Origin of the sequence: Pseudomonas sp. PS02290, assembly GCF_029960075.1 — a bacterium.
Lineage (GTDB): Bacteria > Pseudomonadota > Gammaproteobacteria > Pseudomonadales > Pseudomonadaceae > Aquipseudomonas.
This window is the reverse complement of record NZ_JASCOY010000029.1, coordinates 19,940-37,395: the sequence shown is the minus strand read 5'-3', so window position 1 is coordinate 37,395 and position 17,456 is coordinate 19,940. Positions and strand designations below refer to the sequence as shown.

The 17,456-nt window shown below is 55.9% G+C and carries 19 protein-coding genes; 8 read left to right on the top strand and 11 right to left on the bottom strand.

Annotated elements, in window-relative coordinates:
• Window positions 1-62 precede the first annotated feature (62 nt).
• The 4 genes from QMX88_RS14890 to QMX88_RS14875 all read right to left on the bottom strand — a co-directional run bounded on the left by QMX88_RS14890 (window position 63) and on the right by QMX88_RS14875 (window position 3,928).
• A complete protein-coding gene (locus QMX88_RS14890) occupies window positions 63-356 on the bottom strand; it encodes a YcgL domain-containing protein (RefSeq protein ID WP_122537448.1) in 294 nt (97 codons plus the stop codon).
• Window positions 353-1,486, bottom strand: a complete 1,134-nt coding sequence (gene rnd, locus QMX88_RS14885) for a ribonuclease D (RefSeq protein WP_192170904.1) — start codon at window positions 1,484-1,486, stop codon at window positions 353-355. The genes QMX88_RS14890 and rnd overlap by 4 nt, the downstream gene beginning before the upstream one ends.
• A gap of 140 nt (window positions 1,487-1,626) precedes the next feature.
• Window positions 1,627-2,286 (bottom strand): class I SAM-dependent methyltransferase, encoded by a 660-nt coding sequence (locus QMX88_RS14880; RefSeq protein WP_282370551.1) that lies wholly within the window; start codon window positions 2,284-2,286, stop codon window positions 1,627-1,629.
• Window positions 2,279-3,928 (bottom strand): phosphoethanolamine transferase, encoded by a 1,650-nt coding sequence (locus tag QMX88_RS14875; RefSeq protein ID WP_282370609.1) that lies wholly within the window; start codon window positions 3,926-3,928, stop codon window positions 2,279-2,281. Before QMX88_RS14875 ends, QMX88_RS14880 begins: the two co-directional genes overlap by 8 nt.
• Before the next feature lie 258 nt (window positions 3,929-4,186).
• Between QMX88_RS14875 and QMX88_RS14870 the strand changes: the two genes are divergently transcribed.
• Window positions 4,187-4,531 (top strand): toxin, encoded by a 345-nt coding sequence (locus tag QMX88_RS14870; protein ID WP_282370549.1) that lies wholly within the window; start codon window positions 4,187-4,189, stop codon window positions 4,529-4,531.
• Window positions 4,528-4,845, top strand: coding sequence for a helix-turn-helix domain-containing protein (locus tag QMX88_RS14865; protein WP_122623063.1), 318 nt, complete (start codon window positions 4,528-4,530; stop codon window positions 4,843-4,845). Before QMX88_RS14870 ends, QMX88_RS14865 begins: the two co-directional genes overlap by 4 nt.
• A gap of 25 nt (window positions 4,846-4,870) precedes the next feature.
• On the opposite strand, the gene QMX88_RS14860 is transcribed toward QMX88_RS14865, so the two are convergent.
• Window positions 4,871-6,547, bottom strand: coding sequence for a GMC family oxidoreductase (locus QMX88_RS14860; protein ID WP_282370545.1), 1,677 nt, complete (start codon window positions 6,545-6,547; stop codon window positions 4,871-4,873).
• Window positions 6,548-6,678: 131 nt separating this feature from the next.
• Window positions 6,679-8,367, bottom strand: a complete 1,689-nt coding sequence (locus tag QMX88_RS14855) for an NAD-dependent malic enzyme (protein ID WP_282370543.1) — start codon at window positions 8,365-8,367, stop codon at window positions 6,679-6,681.
• Between the two features lie 397 nt (window positions 8,368-8,764).
• Here QMX88_RS14855 and QMX88_RS14850 point away from each other — a divergent pair, with 397 nt between their 5' ends.
• Complete coding sequence (locus QMX88_RS14850) at window positions 8,765-8,995, top strand: DUF6555 family protein (RefSeq protein WP_192170897.1); 231 nt, start codon at window positions 8,765-8,767, stop codon at window positions 8,993-8,995.
• A gap of 48 nt (window positions 8,996-9,043) precedes the next feature.
• Here the strand turns inward: QMX88_RS14850 and QMX88_RS14845 are convergent, their stop codons facing one another.
• The 4 genes from QMX88_RS14845 to QMX88_RS14830 all read right to left on the bottom strand — a co-directional run bounded on the left by QMX88_RS14845 (window position 9,044) and on the right by QMX88_RS14830 (window position 11,071).
• Window positions 9,044-9,715: a class I SAM-dependent methyltransferase gene (locus tag QMX88_RS14845; protein ID WP_282370540.1), complete on the bottom strand. Its 672-nt coding sequence runs from the start codon at window positions 9,713-9,715 to the stop codon at window positions 9,044-9,046.
• 150 nt (window positions 9,716-9,865) lie between these two features.
• Window positions 9,866-10,225, bottom strand: coding sequence for a hypothetical protein (locus tag QMX88_RS14840; RefSeq protein WP_282370538.1), 360 nt, complete (start codon window positions 10,223-10,225; stop codon window positions 9,866-9,868).
• A gap of 89 nt (window positions 10,226-10,314) precedes the next feature.
• Window positions 10,315-10,686 carry a hypothetical protein gene (locus tag QMX88_RS14835; protein ID WP_282370536.1) on the bottom strand — a complete coding sequence of 124 codons (372 nt, stop codon included), beginning with the start codon at window positions 10,684-10,686 and terminating at the stop codon, window positions 10,315-10,317.
• Between the two features lie 7 nt (window positions 10,687-10,693).
• Complete coding sequence (locus QMX88_RS14830) at window positions 10,694-11,071, bottom strand: hypothetical protein (RefSeq protein ID WP_282370535.1); 378 nt, start codon at window positions 11,069-11,071, stop codon at window positions 10,694-10,696.
• A 269-nt stretch (window positions 11,072-11,340) separates the two neighbouring features.
• Here QMX88_RS14830 and QMX88_RS14825 point away from each other — a divergent pair, with 269 nt between their 5' ends.
• From QMX88_RS14825 to QMX88_RS14805, 5 genes are all read left to right on the top strand, one after another.
• Window positions 11,341-12,852 carry a tyrosine-type recombinase/integrase gene (locus QMX88_RS14825; protein ID WP_282370534.1) on the top strand — a complete coding sequence of 504 codons (1,512 nt, stop codon included), beginning with the start codon at window positions 11,341-11,343 and terminating at the stop codon, window positions 12,850-12,852.
• 889 nt (window positions 12,853-13,741) lie between these two features.
• A complete protein-coding gene (locus tag QMX88_RS14820; RefSeq protein WP_282370532.1) occupies window positions 13,742-14,254 on the top strand; it encodes a hypothetical protein in 513 nt (170 codons plus the stop codon).
• Window positions 14,254-14,490 carry a hypothetical protein gene (locus QMX88_RS14815; RefSeq protein WP_282370530.1) on the top strand — a complete coding sequence of 79 codons (237 nt, stop codon included), beginning with the start codon at window positions 14,254-14,256 and terminating at the stop codon, window positions 14,488-14,490. Before QMX88_RS14820 ends, QMX88_RS14815 begins: the two co-directional genes overlap by 1 nt.
• Window positions 14,487-14,891, top strand: coding sequence for a hypothetical protein (locus QMX88_RS14810; RefSeq protein ID WP_282370528.1), 405 nt, complete (start codon window positions 14,487-14,489; stop codon window positions 14,889-14,891). The genes QMX88_RS14815 and QMX88_RS14810 overlap by 4 nt, the downstream gene beginning before the upstream one ends.
• 694 nt (window positions 14,892-15,585) lie before the next feature.
• Window positions 15,586-16,761 carry a hypothetical protein gene (locus QMX88_RS14805; RefSeq protein WP_282370526.1) on the top strand — a complete coding sequence of 392 codons (1,176 nt, stop codon included), beginning with the start codon at window positions 15,586-15,588 and terminating at the stop codon, window positions 16,759-16,761.
• Here QMX88_RS14805 and QMX88_RS14800 read toward each other — a convergent pair.
• Window positions 16,758-17,456 carry a hypothetical protein gene (locus QMX88_RS14800; RefSeq protein ID WP_282370524.1) on the bottom strand — a complete coding sequence of 233 codons (699 nt, stop codon included), beginning with the start codon at window positions 17,454-17,456 and terminating at the stop codon, window positions 16,758-16,760. The genes QMX88_RS14805 and QMX88_RS14800 overlap by 4 nt on opposite strands.

Here is a 17,456-nt window from a genome sequence, read left to right as displayed (position 1 = left end):
CAGGTCTGACGCATGCGACGGTCCGGTGTACCCCTGCGGTGGATTGCAGGGTCAGAAATCGATCACATCGGATCGTTGCGGCGCAGCAGCTCTTCGGGCAGGTGCTCGATGTAATCGTCTTCGGCCGGTGGCATCTGCAGGTGGTAACCCTGCTTGTCCAGATTGGCGAGCACCGCGTGAATGTCTTCGCGGGCCAGGGCGCGCTCCGGCGACAGGACCAGATTGAAGGCGTGCTGCGGCTTGCCGAACGCGGTCAACAATTCCTCGGGCACACGCTCCAGGGCGTCGCTCTTGAGGACATACAGGTACATTTCGTTCCTGCGCGGGCTGCGGTAGATGGAGCAAATACGTTTCAAGGCTGTTCTCCGACGTTGGCCAGGCTGTCGAGCAGCATCTGGCCCATCAATTCGCGGCGCCAGCCACGCAGCGAATCGGGCAGTTTATAGGGACCGTCTGGGTAACCGGTCTTGAGCAGGGCTTCGAGCGTCTTTTTGCGCAGCATCAATTCCGGCGCCATGTCGAGACGCTCGGCTTGCTGCTGGCCAATGACGCGCAGGCTCTTGAGCACATTGGAGGCCTCGATCGGCAGCGGCTCCGGCAACGCGGGCGGCCAAAGATCCGGCGACACGCTACCGGCTTTCTTGATCAGGTCGAGCAGAAACTCGCCGTCCTGACGCACGGTCTTGGGGTGCATGTCGTCGATCTTCGCCAGCGCGGCGAGGTTGTCGGGCTGGGACTTGGCCAGCGGCCACAGCGAATGTTCGCGCAGGATGCGATTGCGTGGCTGATTACGCAGGCGCGCCTGTTGCTCGCGCCAGGCGCAGAGCTCGCGCAGCACGGCGAGTTGCGCACGAGACAGCTTCCACGCCAGCTTGGCGTCGCGGTAAGCGTCATAAGGATCGGTTTCGCGGCGCAGATTGGCGACCAGTTCAGCACCGTCCTCCAGCACCCACGCGTACTTTTCATCGGATAAACGCGGACGCAGCAGGTTGTACACCTCGGCCAGGTGAACGGCGTCTTCGGCGGCGTAGCTGATCTGGGTTTCCGAAAGCGGACGTTGCAGCCAGTCCGAGCGGGTTTCGCCTTTCGGCAGATCGATGTTCAGCACTTCCTGGACCAGACGCGAATAACCCATCGAGAACCCGAGGTTCAGGTAGGCCGCGGCCAGTTGCGTATCGAACAGCGGCGCCGGCAGGCTGCCGGTCAGGCGCAACAGCACCTCGAGGTCCTCGCTGCAGGCGTGAACGACTTTGATGACGTCAGGGTTTTCCAGCAGCGCGGCCAGAGGCTTCCAGTCGCTGATCAGCAACGGGTCGATCAGATAGGCGCTTGAACCATCGCCGATCTGCAACAGCGCGGCGATGGGATAGAAGGTGTCGACCCGCATGAATTCGGTGTCGAGCGCGACGTAGGGCAGGGTCTGCCACTGTGCGCAATGTTCGGCGAGGCTATGGTCGTCGCGAATCCAGTGAATATCGATGGCCACACGGCTCTCCCTCGAAGAATGGCGCGCAGTATATATCGCTACAAGCAGTTACCGGGCATCCGTCCTGCAAGTCTCGAACAACTTCATCTTTGAAGCGCGCAAATAGCCGCCGTCGCGACGACCGTCCATCCGATCACTGATCACTGGCCCGCCTTGCGCAGCACATACACGCGCCACATGGCGTAGCCGGGGAGAAAGTCGTGGTGATCAACGATTCTGAAACCCGCCCGCGCGAACTCGGATTCGATGTCGCTGCGGCACACCACAAATCGATTACGGGGGGCGGACATACCGACCTCCAATCGGCCCTGCTGACGTTTGCGACGCCACGATTTCACGTTGCCATCCACCCACAGCGCGACGATGGCCGTGTCGCGGGTCACCCGGTGAAACTCGTCGAGAATCGCACCGCGTTTTTCGCTGTCGCCCAGGTGATGGAACAAACGCATGCAGAAGATGCAGTCCACCGCGTTGGCGGACAGGCCGATGGAAAACGCCGAACTCTGGAACGTGCGGATGCGCTTGCGCACCTCGCTGGATGACTGTGCCTCGGCGAACGCCAGCCTGTCGGTCGAAGGATCGGCCGCGAGGATCACCCGATTGGCGTGTTCGGCCAGCACCGGCCAGAAACGCCCGGAGCCCGACGGCAAGTCCAGCACCAGTCCGGGCTCGCCCGCATCCCGCAACGCTTTGCGGGCCAGCTGCGCATCGCGCCACAGACTCAGGCGTCGGCTGAGGGTGTGTTCATGCTGGCGCACGTACTCTTCGACGTGAACCTTTTTGCTGAGGGGCTCACTCATTGGCCAGTACCCCGTCCGTATAAATCCCCCGACAGCCCGCGAACATGTCCAGCGCCGGGTTATAGACGCTTGTGCGCACTTGCAACAGGCCCAGCATCGAATGGAACAAGTTGTCCTGACTGAGCGGCGCGTTTCGCTCTTTTTGCAGACAGTGGGTATCCACGGCGAACGACTGCTGATAGTTCTCGGAAAACCAGGCAATCATCGGGACATGTTTCTGTTGGTCGGGCGCGAGCATATAAGGTGTGCCGTGCAGGAACAGGTTGTATTCACCCAACGACTCGCCGTGGTCGGAAAGATAAACCATGGCCGTGTCTACTTTGCCCTGATTGTTGCGCAGGATGTCGATCAACATCGCGAGTACATGGTCGGTGTACAGCAACGTGTTGTCGTAACCGTTGACGATACTTTCCCGCGAGCAATTATTCAGCGCATTGCTTTCGCACACCGGGGTGAACTTCTCGAACTCTTTCGGATAACGCTTGAAGTACTCAGGCCCATGACTGCCCATCTGGTGAAGTACCAGCACGGTGTCTTTGTCCAGTGTGTCGATGAAGTGCTGCAGCCCCTGCAGCAGGATTTCATCGCGGCACTCGTTGTTGGCACACAACGCCGGATCCTTGAAGTTGCTGACATCCTGCATCGTCACCCGGTCGCAGGTGCCTTTGCAGCCCGATTGGTTGTCGCGCCAGATGACATCGAGCCCGGCGCGCTTCAGCACATCGAGCACGCCTTCTTCATTGCGCGCGGTGGTGGCGTTGTAATCCTTGCGGCCCATGTTGGAAAACATGCAGGGCACCGACACCGCCGTCTCCGTGCCGCAGGAATGCACGTCAGTAAACGTAAGCAAGCCACGCTCCTTGCTCAGCTGTGGCGTGGTGTCGCGGTTATAGCCCAGGATGCCGAAGTTCTCGGCCCGCGCACTTTCGCCAACGACCAGCACGGTCAGTGACTTGCGCTTGTGCTGCTGCCAATCGCTGGCCAGTTTGGCGTCTTGACCGATGCTCACGAACGGCCGCTGCGCAGACTTGACCTGCTCGCTCAAGTAACCCACGGACGCCGCCAGGTAATTGCTCGGCACGACCATCAGGCGCAATTCGTGGTGATTGCGAAACAGCGACGACAGCCCCTGGTAATTCATCAACGCAACACCACCGATAGCGACCGCGCACACGACGGACACCAGCGCTTTGCTCAGCAACTCGCGAGGCCAGCGCCGATAGGCAATCGGTGTTTTGAAAAGAATCACCGAAGGCACGATACCCAAAAAAAACAAATAGCCGAGTAACTTCAAAGAGAGCAGATCGCGCACTTCGGTGACATTGGTTTCAGCGAAGTTTCGGAACATGCCCGAATCAATCATCACGCCGTATTGGCTCATGAAATAAGCCACACCGGCGCTGATAAAAAAGAGACAGATCAGTACGGGTTTCAATACACGCTTGAACGCTAACAGCGTGAAAAAGATATTAAACGCGCAGAACACCATCAGCGCAAAAGCACAACGCAACAACAGGCCCTTCCCGTCCGAGTCGGTAATCGCAAATAGATGCTGCCAGAGAGTCAGGTTAAACCCGATCAACAAAAAGGCACTGGCAAGCAATGTCACAAGCTCGGGACGAACTGCTTTTACGTTGAGCATAAAAGTCTGCTTGGCTGGAAATGAGAATATAAACGCGGGAGGAACCCCGCCGATGCTGCGAACTTTAGGCATCGGGCCATCAATTTTTTGTGAAAAGGATGAGAACGATTGGTGGGGTGGGTTTGGTGTGTTGCTGCGGCATTCCATTGGACGCATCGAATCGATGCAACAGCTGGTCGCAGAAAACGAGGTGAAGCGTCTCGCTCTGACCGGTAGCTTAGAGGTCAGACCAAACATAATCAGGTTGCCTACCCTTTTATGGATGCTGTATTTTTCGAAACAACAACTTTCAGCCGGCTGAGGTCGGGCTACCTCGACGATGATGGCTATCGCGCGCTCCAGATTCATATCTTGGCAAGCCCCGAGTCAGGGGATCTCATGCCAGGAACGGGCGGATTCAGAAAGCTGCGCTGGCACGATGAACGTCGAGGCAAAGGCAAGCGTGGCGGCCTGCGGGTTATCTATTATTGGCTAATCAATGATCGCCAGATCTGGATGTTTTCGATCTATGACAAGGATGAGGTCTCGAACTTGACCGCTGATCAGCAGCGTCAATTGAAGGCCGCTATCGACGCAGAGCTGCGCAAGAGAGGCAAACGATGAGCAAGAAGCGCGACCTGTTCGCAGAAATGATGGAGGGCGTTGAGGAAATGTCTGCACACCGAGAAGGGAAGCTCACCCTTCGCGGCGATACCTTTGAAGACAGGCCTGCGCCTGAGATTTCTGCTCAGGAAATAGTGGCCTTGAGGCAAAGGCTGCACATGTCTCAGAACGTTTTTGCGCGGCGGATCCGGACCAGCACGAGCACCCTGCGCAACTGGGAGCAGGAGAAGTCCAAACCCAATGCACAGGCTGCTTTGCTGATCAAACTGGTCGAAAAATTCCCTGACATGGTTGACCGCCTGAGCGCGGTTTAGGCGTTTGCTTGTAGAGCAATAGAGTTCAGCGCTCGCCCAAATCAACCTCGGTTTCAAGAGAGGTCGTAAGGCTCGTTATTTCTGGCATTCCGTTCCTCAATTCATCCTCAACAATCATCTGCGCCGCCTTCTCGGCGATCATTACGGTCGGCGAGCAGGTGTTGCCGGAGGTGATGTTCGGCATGATCGACGCATCCACTACGCGCAGGCCGGTGATGCCGTGCACGCGCAGGCGTTCGTCGACTACGGCATCACGGCCCTGCCCCATCCTGCAGGTGCCTACCGGGTGAAAGATCGTCGTGCCAACAACGCTGGCCGCCTCGCGCAGTTCTTCCTCGGTTTGCAGGCTCGCGCCGGGCAGGTACTCAACCGGCTCGAAGCGAGCGAGCGCAGGCGCGGCGGCGATGCGACGGGTCAGGCGAATGGCGTCGGCGGCCACTTTGAGGTCGGTCTCGTGACTCAGGTAGTTCGGCCTGATGATCGGCGCGGCATCGGCCAGCGCCGAACGGATTTCCACCGTGCCACGGCTCTGCGGGCGCAAATCACACACGGACGCAGTGAATGCGGGAAATCCGTGCAGCGGCTCGCCGAAGCGCTCAAGGGACAAGGGCTGCACGTGGTATTCGAGATTGGCGCTTGTCTGCTCCGGCCCCGAGCGTGCAAAAGCACCCAACTGACTCGGCGCCATCGCCAACGGACCGCTGCGATTGAGGGCGTAGCGCAGGCCCATGTTCATCTTGCCCCACACACTGCCCGCCATCTGATTCAGCGTCTGCCCGTTGCTGACCTTGTAGATCAGGCGCAACTGCAGGTGATCCTGCAAATTCGCGCCGACGCCGGGCAGCTCATGCCGCACGCTAATGCCGAGCTTTTCCAGCAGTGGACGCGGCCCGACGCCTGAGCGTTGCAGGACCATGGGCGATCCGATGGCGCCGCAGCAGAGGATGATCTCCCGCCGGGCGCGAAGCGTCTGTTCCTGTCCGTTGACGCGTGCAACCACCCCGCTAGCGCGGCTGTTCTCAAACTCCACGCGCGACACTTCCGCACCGGTGATCACCGTCAGGTTCGGGCGTTTCAACGCAGGCCGAAGAAATGCCTTGGACGCATTCCAGCGCACACCGCGCCGCTGATTGACCTGAAAATAGCTGCACCCTTCGTTGTCGCCGCCGTTGAAGTCGGGGATCGACGGGATGCCGGTTTGCGCCGCCGCCTCACGGAACGCGTCCAGCAACGTCCATGAAAGACGCTGCTGCTCGACGCGCCATTCACCTTTCGCGCTGTGAACTTCCGAGTCGCCGGCGTAGTGGTTTTCCGAGCGCTTGAAGATCGGCAAGACGTCTTCCCAGCCCCAGCCCGAGTTGCCCTGCTCCGCCCAGCCGTCGTAGTCCCGGGCCTGGCCGCGCATGTAGATCATGCCGTTGATGGAGGAGCATCCGCCCAGTACTTTGCCGCGAGGATAGTTGAGCGCACGTCCGCCGAGGCCGGGCTCCGCTTCGGTTTTGAAGCACCAGTCGGTGCGCGGATTGCCGATGCAGTAGAGGTAGCCCACCGGCACATGAATCCAGGCGTAATTGTCTTGGCCGCCGGCTTCGAGCAACAGGACCCGGTGGGCAGGATTCTGCGACAGCCGATTGGCCAGCAGGCAGCCCGCCGGGCCTGCGCCGACGATGATGTAGTCATGGAGACCGACGTCCGTTTGCATGCATCCCTCGCTGATATTTTTTGTTTTTATGCAGGGCCCATCCTGAAGTTTTTCGCCACAAAACAAAAGACCGCCGCATGTTTCCATGGGGCGGTCCGGGTTGAAGCGTTTGCTGTCAGTAACGGATGCGATTACACCGCGCTGCGACGGTAGCTGCGGTAGTTCGGCATCCAGAAGTTACGCTCAATGGCTTCGACGAGCATCTCTTCGGTGGTCTCCAGCGCCATGCCTTCAGCCTGGGCCTGCTTGGCCACGGCCAACGCAATCTTCTTGCTCACCTGCTGGATCTCTTTCAGCGGCGGCAGGACAGCGTCACCTTTGCCCGTCACCATCGGCGAGCATTCCGCCAACGCATTGGAGGCGGCCATCAGCATTTTGTCGGTGATGCGCGTGGCTTTCGACGCCACAACACCCAGGCCGATGCCCGGGAAGATGTAGGAGTTGTTGCACTGTGCGATGTGGAAGGTGCGGTCGCCTACGGTGACGGGGGCAAACGGGCTGCCGGTCGCGACCAGCGCATCGCCGTTGGTCCAGGTCAGGACTTCCTGCGGCGTGACTTCGACCTTAGAGGTCGGATTCGACAGCGGCATGACCAGCGGCTTGGCGCAGTGCTTGTGCATCTCGCGGATGACTTGCTCGGTGAACAGGCCGCGCTGGCCGGACACGCCGATCAGCACAGTCGGCTTGCCGTTGGCGACCACGTCCAGCAACTCGGGCGAACCCTCGCCGCTCGACCAGCCCGCCACATCGGCAGACTTCTGCGCGAGGTTCTTCTGGAAGTCCAGCAGGTTGTCCATGCTGTCAGTCAGCAGCCCGAAGCGGTCGACCATCATCACGCGCTTGCGCGCTTCGGCTTCGCTCAGGCCTTCGATGACCATGGCCGCAATGATGTGCTCGGCGATCCCGCAACCGGCCGAACCCGCGCCCAGGAACACAACCCGCTGCTGGCCCAGGGTTTCGTGCTTGGCTTTGCACGCCGCCAGCAGGGTGCCCACGGCAACCGACGCGGTGCCCTGAATGTCATCGTTGAAGCAGCACAACTCATCGCGGTACTTCTCCAGCAACGGCATGGCGTTGGTCTGGGCGAAGTCTTCGAACTGCAACAGCACGTCCGGCCAGCGGCTCTGCACCGCCTCGATGAACAGAGCAATGAAGTCGTCGTACTCCTTGCCGGTGACGCGCTCATGGCGCCAGCCCATGTACATCGGGTCGTCCAGCAGCTCTTTGTTGTTGGTGCCCACGTCGAGCACGATCGGCAAGGTGTACGCCGGGCTGATGCCGCCACATGCGGTGTAGAGCGACAGCTTGCCGATCGGAATGCCCATGCCGCCAATGCCTTGGTCGCCCAGGCCAAGGATGCGCTCGCTGTCCGTCACCACGATGATTTTGATGCGATCTTTCGTTGCGCTGCGCAGGATATCGTCGATGCGGTCGCGCTCCGGGTAGGAGATGAACAGCCCGCGGTGGGTGCGGTAGATTTTCGAGAATTCCTGACACGCCTGACCCACGGTCGGGGTGTAGATGATCGGCAGCATCTCGTCGAGGTGCGAATCCAGCAGGCGGAAGAACAGGGTTTCGTTGTTGTCCTGAATCGAGCGCAGATAAATGTGTTTATCCAGGTCGCTCGCGCATTGCCGGTACTGGTTGTAAACGCGGGTGACCTGCTCTTCGATGGTTTCGACGTTCTGGGGCAGCAGGCCGACCAGGTTGAAATCGATGCGCTCTTGCGGCGTAAAGGCACTGCCCTTGTTGAGCAGCGGCATCTCCAGCAACGAAGGGCCAGCATAGGAAATATATAAAGGTCGCGAGGTCTTGGTCATTTGCAGTGATCGCCTTTTCTCTGTTTGCTCTATCAATACGACGTCGAAACGATGCCCCGGAGGTCGATGTACACGACGCTCAACGCAGGATCCGTCCGAAAAAATAGGGGGGTAAAAACAGGGTGCCTATCTTACTCGCCTGAAAACGATTGCGACATTTTGTCGCTCACCGATTGCGAAATGATGGCCGGAAGTCGTCGGAGCGGTCAGGAAATAGCCCCGTATCAGGAACAAAAATGGCGCGGCGGGTCACAGAGGAAACGACGTGCTGGCGGACTGGCTGTTTTGAGAAATGGAGTTTTGGCCGTAGTCACCTGAGGGCTTGGTACTAAACGCCTGACATATTGAACTGGCGATGAGCCACTGCAGTCACATTGATATCAAATCGGAGATATTAATGTCAGGCCAGCGCATCTTTCGTATCCACTACCGCTTTCTGGACGAGCAGCGAGTATTCCTCCAACCCGATTCAGCGCTGAACGAAGCCGATGCCTGGTACTACGCCTGCCTGCATGCGGGCATCGGCGTACTGCACAATTTGTCCAAGACCCGGGAAGAGCTAACGGCGCTGATCGCCCATGCCCGGCGGTATGGATTGACGGCGGTGCGTTGGGCGGAATGGGTCTGATTGTGTGCCCTCTCAACCGCTGCACCGACCTTTGGTGCTGGGGGAGCCCTATCCAGCGCGCTGGATCACATAGCTCGCCTCAAAGCCATGCACACACCCAATCACATTGAATCCTTTGAAATAGCCCGTGGCGCGAAGCAAATCGACCGCCGGGCCTACCTCCGGTGAGTGTTGAAAGTCCCCGTAGTCGTCGAAGACGATAAACCCGCCTGGTACGACGCTTGGCGAATACAGCAGGAAATCCAGCAGCACATTGCGCCCGGCGTGACCGCCATCAATGTGCAACAGCGCCACCTTCGGTGACAGGTTATAGAAACGCTCGGCGCACAACTCCGAATAGCCCCTCAGCACCAGGGCGTTGGAGAACAGGTTCTCCTGGTAATAGCTGAACTCTTCAAACTGATTGGGCAGCTCAAACGGATCAATCCCGATGATGCGGCGCTCGCGGTTGCAGACTTCATTCATCAGCACCAGCGACTTGCCCTTCCAGACACCAATCTCGACCACATCCCCGGGGATGCCTTCGACCAGAAGCGCCAGGTAACCCAATAGCCGCACATGATCATGAAACGACAACTCCTTGCGCGGCATCGCCCGCTCAGCCGGCAATGTGCTCTGCGCCTGCTCGAAATGCTTGCCGATCAACGTCCAGATCTGGGCCATCGAGTCATTGAGTTCCGGGTTGCTGATGAAGTCGTTGAGCTCTTGGATGGTGATCATGGCTTCTCTGACTGGCTGGAAGGATTGGGGTGGGGCGTGGAGCGATCTTGTACCGCTAGTGGGCGTGAGATCGAGAGTAGGCGGGGGTTTGGAAAAGTAAAGTTCCGGGCAAGGTGACGAAGCATTTCCCCAGCCCGGCACTGACTTGATCTAGCGAAAACCTAGCCAGCCAAATCCCTTGATCAACAGATCCTTTCGTTTTCTCTCAACATGGGCGTCGATTGAACACAATATGCTCGCGAACAATTCCCACTCTTCACAGCCAAACCTTTCTGGAATGAAGGAAAGGTCGTACCACGACAATATTTCATCTACGGAATAGTCTCCGGACTTATAAAGCCTTATATAGCTTTTGAGATCATGCCTGAGGGAACGTGCTGCAAAATACGACTTCCCATTCATCCATTCCTCTATTACCTGATCCACTGTGAGCTGTCCTACCCTCTGATCCTCAGGCAGATAATCCAGTATCCCCTCAGCCAGATGTTTCATGAAGTCGATTAGTTCCATAAATCCGCGCGTGGACACCTCTAGGGATTGCGAAGAAGTGACACTGTATTCAGGGGGCCGAGCCTTCGACTGAGGACCTTCGGTATCAGCTACTTGAAACCGATCCATCCAAGGTGTTTCCCAGCCAGAGCTGCTTTTTTCCTACATATGATCCTGTCGAGCATCTGGACGACACCTGCCAGAAAAACCGGATCTTCACTGCCGACTCGTTCATACACGAAGCCTATGTCGTAATAAAAAAACAACTCATCTACGGTGTAATCACCGGCAGTGTGCTTAACCAAATATGACCTGATGTCGCTACGCAGCCGATAAAGCTCGATAAGCGAAGTTCTTGAAGTCCATTCATCCAGAAAGGATTTAAAGTCAGGGACGTTGGCGCGCTCATCTTCAGGCAAATAATCCTGGATGGCCGTGCCTAAAGCCAGCATGAAATCAATCAACCGTACGTACTGACGCATGATTACCTCATGCTTCCTGATAACCTAACCAACCAAAGTACTTAACAAGCATACCTTGACGCTTTTTCTCGATATGCAAATTAATCAAATCAAGGATACCGGTGAGAAAAATGTGATCCTCACAACCAAATCTTTCCGGGATAAAGCACAGATCAAAGTCATCGAGAAGCTGATCAACAGAGTAATCGCCTGCCTCATCAAGCTTTGCGTAGGTCACTATGTCTTTTTTTAAAGAAAGGGCTTGAAGATATGACTTCCGCTGCATCCAAAGCTCGACAATGTCCTCGACACTCAGAATTGCTACCCTTTGCTCCTCCGGGAGGTGGTCAAGAATGCCATCGCCCAAATCCTGCATAAAATCAATTAACTGGGTATATCCGCGCATCACCGCCTCCAAGCGAAAAAATGCAAAGCACCCTCAGCTTACCAGTGATGCAGAAAACAGCGGAAGCCGGCTGTGCTCCTCACGATTTCCGGTATTCCAAACGCCAGAAACGAAAAAGCCCCAGAAGCATAACTTCTGGGGCTTTTCAAATAATGGCGGAGAGATAGGGACTCTCATATCAGCGCCCTCGCGCCCTTCAAACCCCGTGGCTATTGCCTTTCACACCCAATAGTGGGCAAAGTGAGTGGGCAAACCACAGGAAAAAATTGATGGCTACCCACCTCTTCCAGAAGCCGAATGAAAGCACTTGGTATGTACGCATGACGGTTCCCGTCGAAGTGCGCAGTGCGTTCGGCGGCTTGACCAAGCTGGTCAAAACAACCGGCACCAGTAACAAGTCTGAGGCGATGGATAGGCGCCTGCCGATTCTTGCGTTGTGGAAGCAGCAGATTCAGGAAGCGAAAGATGCGAAAGCGGCAGGCCGTGACGTGTGGCGACCTGCTCTGGCAGAAGGTGGGAAGCGGCTGGAGCAAATGCTTGACGAAAGCCTGCTCAAGGCAGTCAAGCATCCTACGAATCCGAACACCGGCATATTCAGCGAGATTGCAGGTGATGCAGTAAGGCCCGGTCGAGAACAGGACTTGTTGCTGGGCATGCTGCGAATGGTGGAGAAACAGGGAGCCATTGGGTTCACCGACCGCCTACGCACCGCTTTTGCCATGGACCCAGCTCTGCCGGTGGAGCGAGTGAAGCAGGAAGCGGCGATTATGGAGGATGCGGTGATACAACTGGCGGAGCGCAGCCACGGACTGTCACCGTCCGAGGTAATCGAGGCCCGCGACATCCTGCGCACCCCGTCGGCTTACAAGCCTGTATCACCGATCACCCCTTCTCGCCTTGCAGCGTTTCGGGTGTCCCGAGAGAAGTCTGGCATCGCGGCTAAGACAATCGACCAGCAGGAAAGCAAGCTGGAAAATCTCTCAAAGTACATTCGTGACCTGGGGAAGTCGCTCGATGCTGACCTTGTGGCGGCATGGCTAGAATCGCTGCCACTGTCGAGCAAGACAAAGGCTCAATATCTGTTGGCGGGCTCAACCTTCTGGCTTTGGGCAGCGAAGCATGACGCCCGATGGCGCGAAGACTTCGCCGGGAAAGACAATCCGTTCCGAGGTCAGTCTCTACCCAAGGTGCGAGGTAGGGCCAAGTTAGAGGCAGCACGTAAAGCGTTCACGACTGAGCAGATAGAGAGTCTGTACGCCGTCGCGGGGGCTCAGGGAAATCGAACGCTCTGTGACTTGATGACGTTGGGCGCCCATACCGGTTGCCGCATCGAGGAACTTGCTCAGCTTCGGAAGGAGTCGGTGGTAAAGGTTGAAGGTGTACTTAGCTTCAAGATAGAAGACAGCAAGACCGCCGCAGGCATTCGGGAGATACCCATCCACCCTGCCCTGACGACTACCGTAGATCGTTTGATTGCAGACAGTACAGATGGATACCTGCTACCGAGTTCGGGAGGCAACAAGTACGGGATACGTTCCGACTCGTTGAGTAAAGCGTTTGGGCGGCTGAAGACTGCACAAGGATTCGGCAGACAGCACGTGTTCCACAGCGTACGGTCCATGGTCGTCACGTTACTACTACGTGCAGGCGTGCCCGGCCCAACTGTCGCAAACATTGTCGGACACGAAACGGGTCTAGTTACATTCGACGTGTACGACGAAGGCGCCAGCCCCAAACAGAAGTTGGACGCCATCCAGAAACTCCACTTTCACTTCGATTGATCAATCCGGCAGAGTTGCTGCACTGACAACTTTCGTCGTTTTCGGCGGTAATCCCCGGATATGTAGCAGGGCCGGGGATTACATACGAAGAAAATGCAAAAAAGTTCTTGACTTTTGCAGATATACCTTGACAGGAACAGTATATCGTGCGATAATAGTGCACAGTGATAGATAAACAAGACGTGAAATTTTCGCCCTCCTGCTTACACCCCCCACTTTACCCAATTAACCTCGAACCGACTCCTGCCTCTTCTCAGGAAAGTTGCGTTCGAGTTGATAGACCAGCGTTCCAAGACGTGTTCCCTTGCCCAGCAGTGCAAGTTGGTCGATTACTGCCAGATCAAAAGGTGACTCAAGAACATCTTTGCTTGTATCTCGCTGTGATACTGATCGAATCAGCGAGTGCCGCCCTCACTTTAACCGGGCACAAATTCCTGAAGTAAGAATGCTCCGCATGGAGCTTTTAAGGCCAGCCTGAAACTGGCCTTTATTTTTGTATCGGATTATCCGCGTAAGCGCTCGTACCCAAATAAACCAATTCACTCACCTAAGTCTATAGGAGATAAAATCTATGGCTACAAGAAACTGTGCCCGATGTGGCACGCCCTTCCAGCTACGCCCGCAAGGTCAACATGCGAAGTTTTGCTCGACAGTTTGTAGAGTCGCTAATCACAAACTGCGTACCCGTAGTGATGATCCCACATCTGAAAGCCAACTCCCCGTACACATCGTTTATGACGATGGACGAGAACAGCAGACAAATATCAGTCGTGCCGAGCTGTCCGATATCATCAGCAGCCAGCGCCTTGCAGGCTCAACGATTCGGAGTCTTCGATTTATACCGGCAATTCATCCGGCACAAATCCAACTAAACTAAGAGGAACAAAAAATGAACCCAACACCAAGATTCACCATTGACAAAGAACAACTGAAGCTGCGCCAAGCTGCCGCCGTCAAAGCCTACAATGCCAGTACATGTTTGCATCAGCTCGATGATGGCAAAGCAGCAATTCTGTCATTTGACTTTGGACGCGTAGCCGAAGCCTTTCAAGACTTTCACGACAAGCTAAGCACTGGCTGGAGCATCCCAGAGGCTATGGGCGTCAGCTTCGTAAGTGTTGCACCGGGTGTCATGGGTGTATCGCTTGGCGGGTATACAGTCGTGCACCTTTTGAAACCTGAGCCAGTACGAGAAAAGGAAATCGCTGCAATCAATAAAGAAGTTGAAGCTGATTATAGTGCTGAACTTGAGGCTCAACGAAACGCTGAGATTGAACGAGTAACCGAACAACAGATAGCTCTAGCTCGACGCCTACGTGCTCAAGAACAAGCTGCTGCCGAACAGGCAGAGCGTGAAGCCGTACGTGCAGAAGTTGCTGCTTCACTCGCAGGAGGCAAGTAATGATCAGTGCGACCATGCGGCTACTTCTTGAGAAGTACGATCCGAAGAACCCTCTACTTATTGAACCTGCACAGGAGCCTCTACAAGCTCCTGTGAGCGTCGAACTCAACAAGCAGGCAACTACGCTAACACTCGCACAGAGAATCGCTGTAATGAAGGCTCAGGGCTATCCACACCTCAGCATAGAAATCCTCGAACAGCAACTGAAAGTGAACATGGCAAAGGAGAGCAAATGAAGGAACATGTAGTACCGATTCAATTGCTGGCTCGCATCAGCGATGTAACAAGTAAGGAGTTTCAACGTCACGCCATCTTCACCGTTTCCACCGATAACACATCACCAAAACGAATCTTCAGTGCGTTTCGTGCCGACCTTAAAAAGCTTGGCATCAGTGCACAACACAAAGTCGTGTGGTTCCGATGTGGTGCATTCATCACTATTATGGTTTCTGGCACTCCTGCGATTACCAATTACGTCTTCGCGTTTATAGCCAAGGGCAAACAACGCAAGTTATTCCAGTGCGGCGAGGTGGTATTCGAAGGGGTTAGTACACTCAAGTTCAAGACTGAAGTGGACGAGCTACTACAAGAGTACGCAGCGCCATCCGTGAAGCATTCTTTCGGCGGTACAAACTGATGTTCATCGGTGATAGCAGGCGCGCTGTTCCTTACGGTCAAATCGCCCTGCAACCGGAACTTGAACGGGCATGTGCCGACTATCTCGCCGCTATATACGGTGACGGCGTTGCCCACGCAATACCAATCGCCCAACGTGAGATACATGTCGGGGTACTGTACGGACACACCGAATCACAAGTGCAGGAAACGCTTGGCGGCCTGTACGGCATCTACCCGCTTCGAGAGAAGTAAGACGCCCTTAGTAGATTCATCTGCAAGATGGATTACGCCGCAAAGCCATATCCCATAAGGGCTGTAGCCACTTTTAATGACTCAAACTCGTGTGCCCGAGCACACAACATTACCCCTTACAGGAGAGAGCATCTATGGCAACGCCATACCAGTTCACAACCCAATCAGCGGCGATGTCTGCCGCTCTTACTTTGTGCGGCACAACCCGCAAGCGTTACACCGTCAGGGAAGTGATGAACCGCTACGGCCTACGCCGTTGGATCGTCACCCACCCAGATGGCAACCCAGCAATCCCATACGAGGTGTTCACAGCATGAAGACTCTAGCCTGCCGCCAATGCGGCCATGTGTTCTGCACCAGCAAATTCAAACCGTTCTGCTCGCCATCCTGCCGCCATGCGGCAACGGTGGAGAACCCAACCGCCAAGAAATCAAATCACGCTTACCCTGAGGGAGCCTTTAATGAAGTCAGTAACACCCGCAACAACCAATAAGGCAATCCGCCGCCCCCGCTGCAAACACTGCAAGACCCAGTTCCGCACCACCTCTGCCGTTAAAGCCTACTGCAACATAGTCTGCCGACAAGAAGCCACCAAGCTAAAACGCCTGGTGTCCTACACCTATCGTGCCACCAATAGTGGGTTCCTCTACTGGATCGCTGGTGAGTGTGAACGAGCAGGCACCTTGCAGATTCTCACAGGCCACACAGTTGAATCACTGGTAGAGCTTCACACCGTCTACAAGCTGTCACTAAAGGCCAATAGATACGGCGACATCACGATTTCACAGCCCGGCTTCTTTGAGGTCAGCCACATCTGTGCTGTGAAGGCCAAGCACACTATAGGCCTGCTTCACCCTGCAAACTTGGTGGTAGCTCCCCAAGCTCTCAACCGTGCCCACGGCACCAAGCATTACGGCCACGGCCTTAGCATTTCCCGCGTAGACCTTCACCCACGCTTCAGCGTTGAGAAAGGATCAAGCCGAAAGGCCACCATTGAGCGTGCCATCAAGTTCCTGGGCGAGAGCATCGTTTCCGAAGCCGTACGAGCCGGGAAGATTCAGGCCACTCAGCGCCACAAAACCCTATCGTGGCTGCATGACAACCTTGACCCATCTAACCCTGATCACCGCGCCCATCTTGGAACCATCGACACCATGAGTGGCAAGTTGTTGAACGCCCTTAAGGCAGAGGTTCAGGGGAAGCAGCCGACAGGGTACAAGGTTAAATCGCAGAACATGTCGCCGCTTCGTGTGCTCATGCTTGAACTGGAGCGGCACACAGCGTACAGGCCAGACCTTGCAGGTATTGCCCGCTTGATCACCAAGCTGGTGCCGGAACACCTGATCACGTTCGCAAGCAGACCATTGGTCAGCGAAGACGAGCTTCAAGCGTTGTTCGACGTGTTACACGGAAGGTCTGTAGATGATGTGCAGGAAGCGTTCTACATCGTCGAACATGGCGAACGTATCCCACCATACGCCCCGATCAGGTTCACCACGCCAGTGGCCCCAGTTCGAGTGCTGAAGGCGTTCACCAGCTTTGCCGATGAGCTTGATGGATATGTGCCAGACGTAGCGCCAGCGCTGATACAAGGTCACAGGGTGCCGTGTGAGATTGATCCGCTCCCATGGGACTAACTAGTCCATGCGGAAAAGTCTGGGGCAGCAGGGGCAGGAGTAGCAGCATAAGCTCTAAGCCAACCATTACAGTCATGCAGGAAAGGGTTGTAGTCAGATACCAGTCGTGACAACGGAACAATGTAAAATTTCGGCTCGCTGACTTGGGCACCGTGTTTCTGAGTCAAAGCAGATATCGCAGGTTCATCTGCGCCAGCGACAGTGACGTCTGAGTCGATAAAAGAGTGCTTCTTAGCATTGCTGATGTCGTTCAACGCACGAAGCATATTGTGGTGGGGCTGGAGCACGCTTTCCGGGCCCGGATAGTCTTTTTTTCTGAACATCGTTCCGATGGAATCAATCTCTATCCGCTCCGGGTATTGTCCTTGTTGGCGGTAGGTATCGAGGCACCACAGAAGAGCGATGAACTCATCTGCAACGCGGCGAAGTTGGGTCGTCGCGTATTCCATCGCAAACCTGTGCAGCTCAAAAGCGTTCGTAAGCTCCACCCCCGGCCTCGTTCGTTGAGCCGTGAACTTGTCCCATTCGGCGTATGCAATTCCAATTTGGCGATTCGCCTCGTCGAGTCGGCTCATGATCGTGATGTGTTTGAGCTGCAAATTGCCGTATGGCGTTGATGCCGGAAGCGGGATTATCAGCGAGAAGTTCATCGGCTCGTCGTGCCGTTTTCCGGTTTCAATCTGCGGTATCGTCAT

Coding starts and splice junctions, on each gene's coding strand:
- QMX88_RS14880 (WP_282370551.1), bottom strand. CDS start 2,286: ATGAGTGAGCCCCTCAGCAAAAAGGTTCACGTCGAAGAGTACGTGCGC.
- QMX88_RS14875 (WP_282370609.1), bottom strand. CDS start 3,928: ATGCTCAACGTAAAAGCAGTTCGTCCCGAGCTTGTGACATTGCTTGCC.
- QMX88_RS14870 (WP_282370549.1), top strand. CDS start 4,187: ATGGATGCTGTATTTTTCGAAACAACAACTTTCAGCCGGCTGAGGTCG.
- QMX88_RS14865 (WP_122623063.1), top strand. CDS start 4,528: ATGAGCAAGAAGCGCGACCTGTTCGCAGAAATGATGGAGGGCGTTGAG.
- QMX88_RS14860 (WP_282370545.1), bottom strand. CDS start 6,547: ATGCAAACGGACGTCGGTCTCCATGACTACATCATCGTCGGCGCAGGC.
- QMX88_RS14855 (WP_282370543.1), bottom strand. CDS start 8,367: ATGACCAAGACCTCGCGACCTTTATATATTTCCTATGCTGGCCCTTCG.
- QMX88_RS14850 (WP_192170897.1), top strand. CDS start 8,765: ATGTCAGGCCAGCGCATCTTTCGTATCCACTACCGCTTTCTGGACGAG.
- QMX88_RS14845 (WP_282370540.1), bottom strand. CDS start 9,715: ATGATCACCATCCAAGAGCTCAACGACTTCATCAGCAACCCGGAACTC.
- QMX88_RS14840 (WP_282370538.1), bottom strand. CDS start 10,225: ATGGAACTAATCGACTTCATGAAACATCTGGCTGAGGGGATACTGGAT.
- QMX88_RS14835 (WP_282370536.1), bottom strand. CDS start 10,686: ATGCGTCAGTACGTACGGTTGATTGATTTCATGCTGGCTTTAGGCACG.
- QMX88_RS14830 (WP_282370535.1), bottom strand. CDS start 11,071: ATGCGCGGATATACCCAGTTAATTGATTTTATGCAGGATTTGGGCGAT.
- QMX88_RS14825 (WP_282370534.1), top strand. CDS start 11,341: ATGGCTACCCACCTCTTCCAGAAGCCGAATGAAAGCACTTGGTATGTA.
- QMX88_RS14820 (WP_282370532.1), top strand. CDS start 13,742: ATGAACCCAACACCAAGATTCACCATTGACAAAGAACAACTGAAGCTG.
- QMX88_RS14815 (WP_282370530.1), top strand. CDS start 14,254: ATGATCAGTGCGACCATGCGGCTACTTCTTGAGAAGTACGATCCGAAG.
- QMX88_RS14810 (WP_282370528.1), top strand. CDS start 14,487: ATGAAGGAACATGTAGTACCGATTCAATTGCTGGCTCGCATCAGCGAT.
- QMX88_RS14805 (WP_282370526.1), top strand. CDS start 15,586: ATGAAGTCAGTAACACCCGCAACAACCAATAAGGCAATCCGCCGCCCC.
- QMX88_RS14800 (WP_282370524.1), bottom strand. CDS start 17,456: ATGACGATACCGCAGATTGAAACCGGAAAACGGCACGACGAGCCGATG.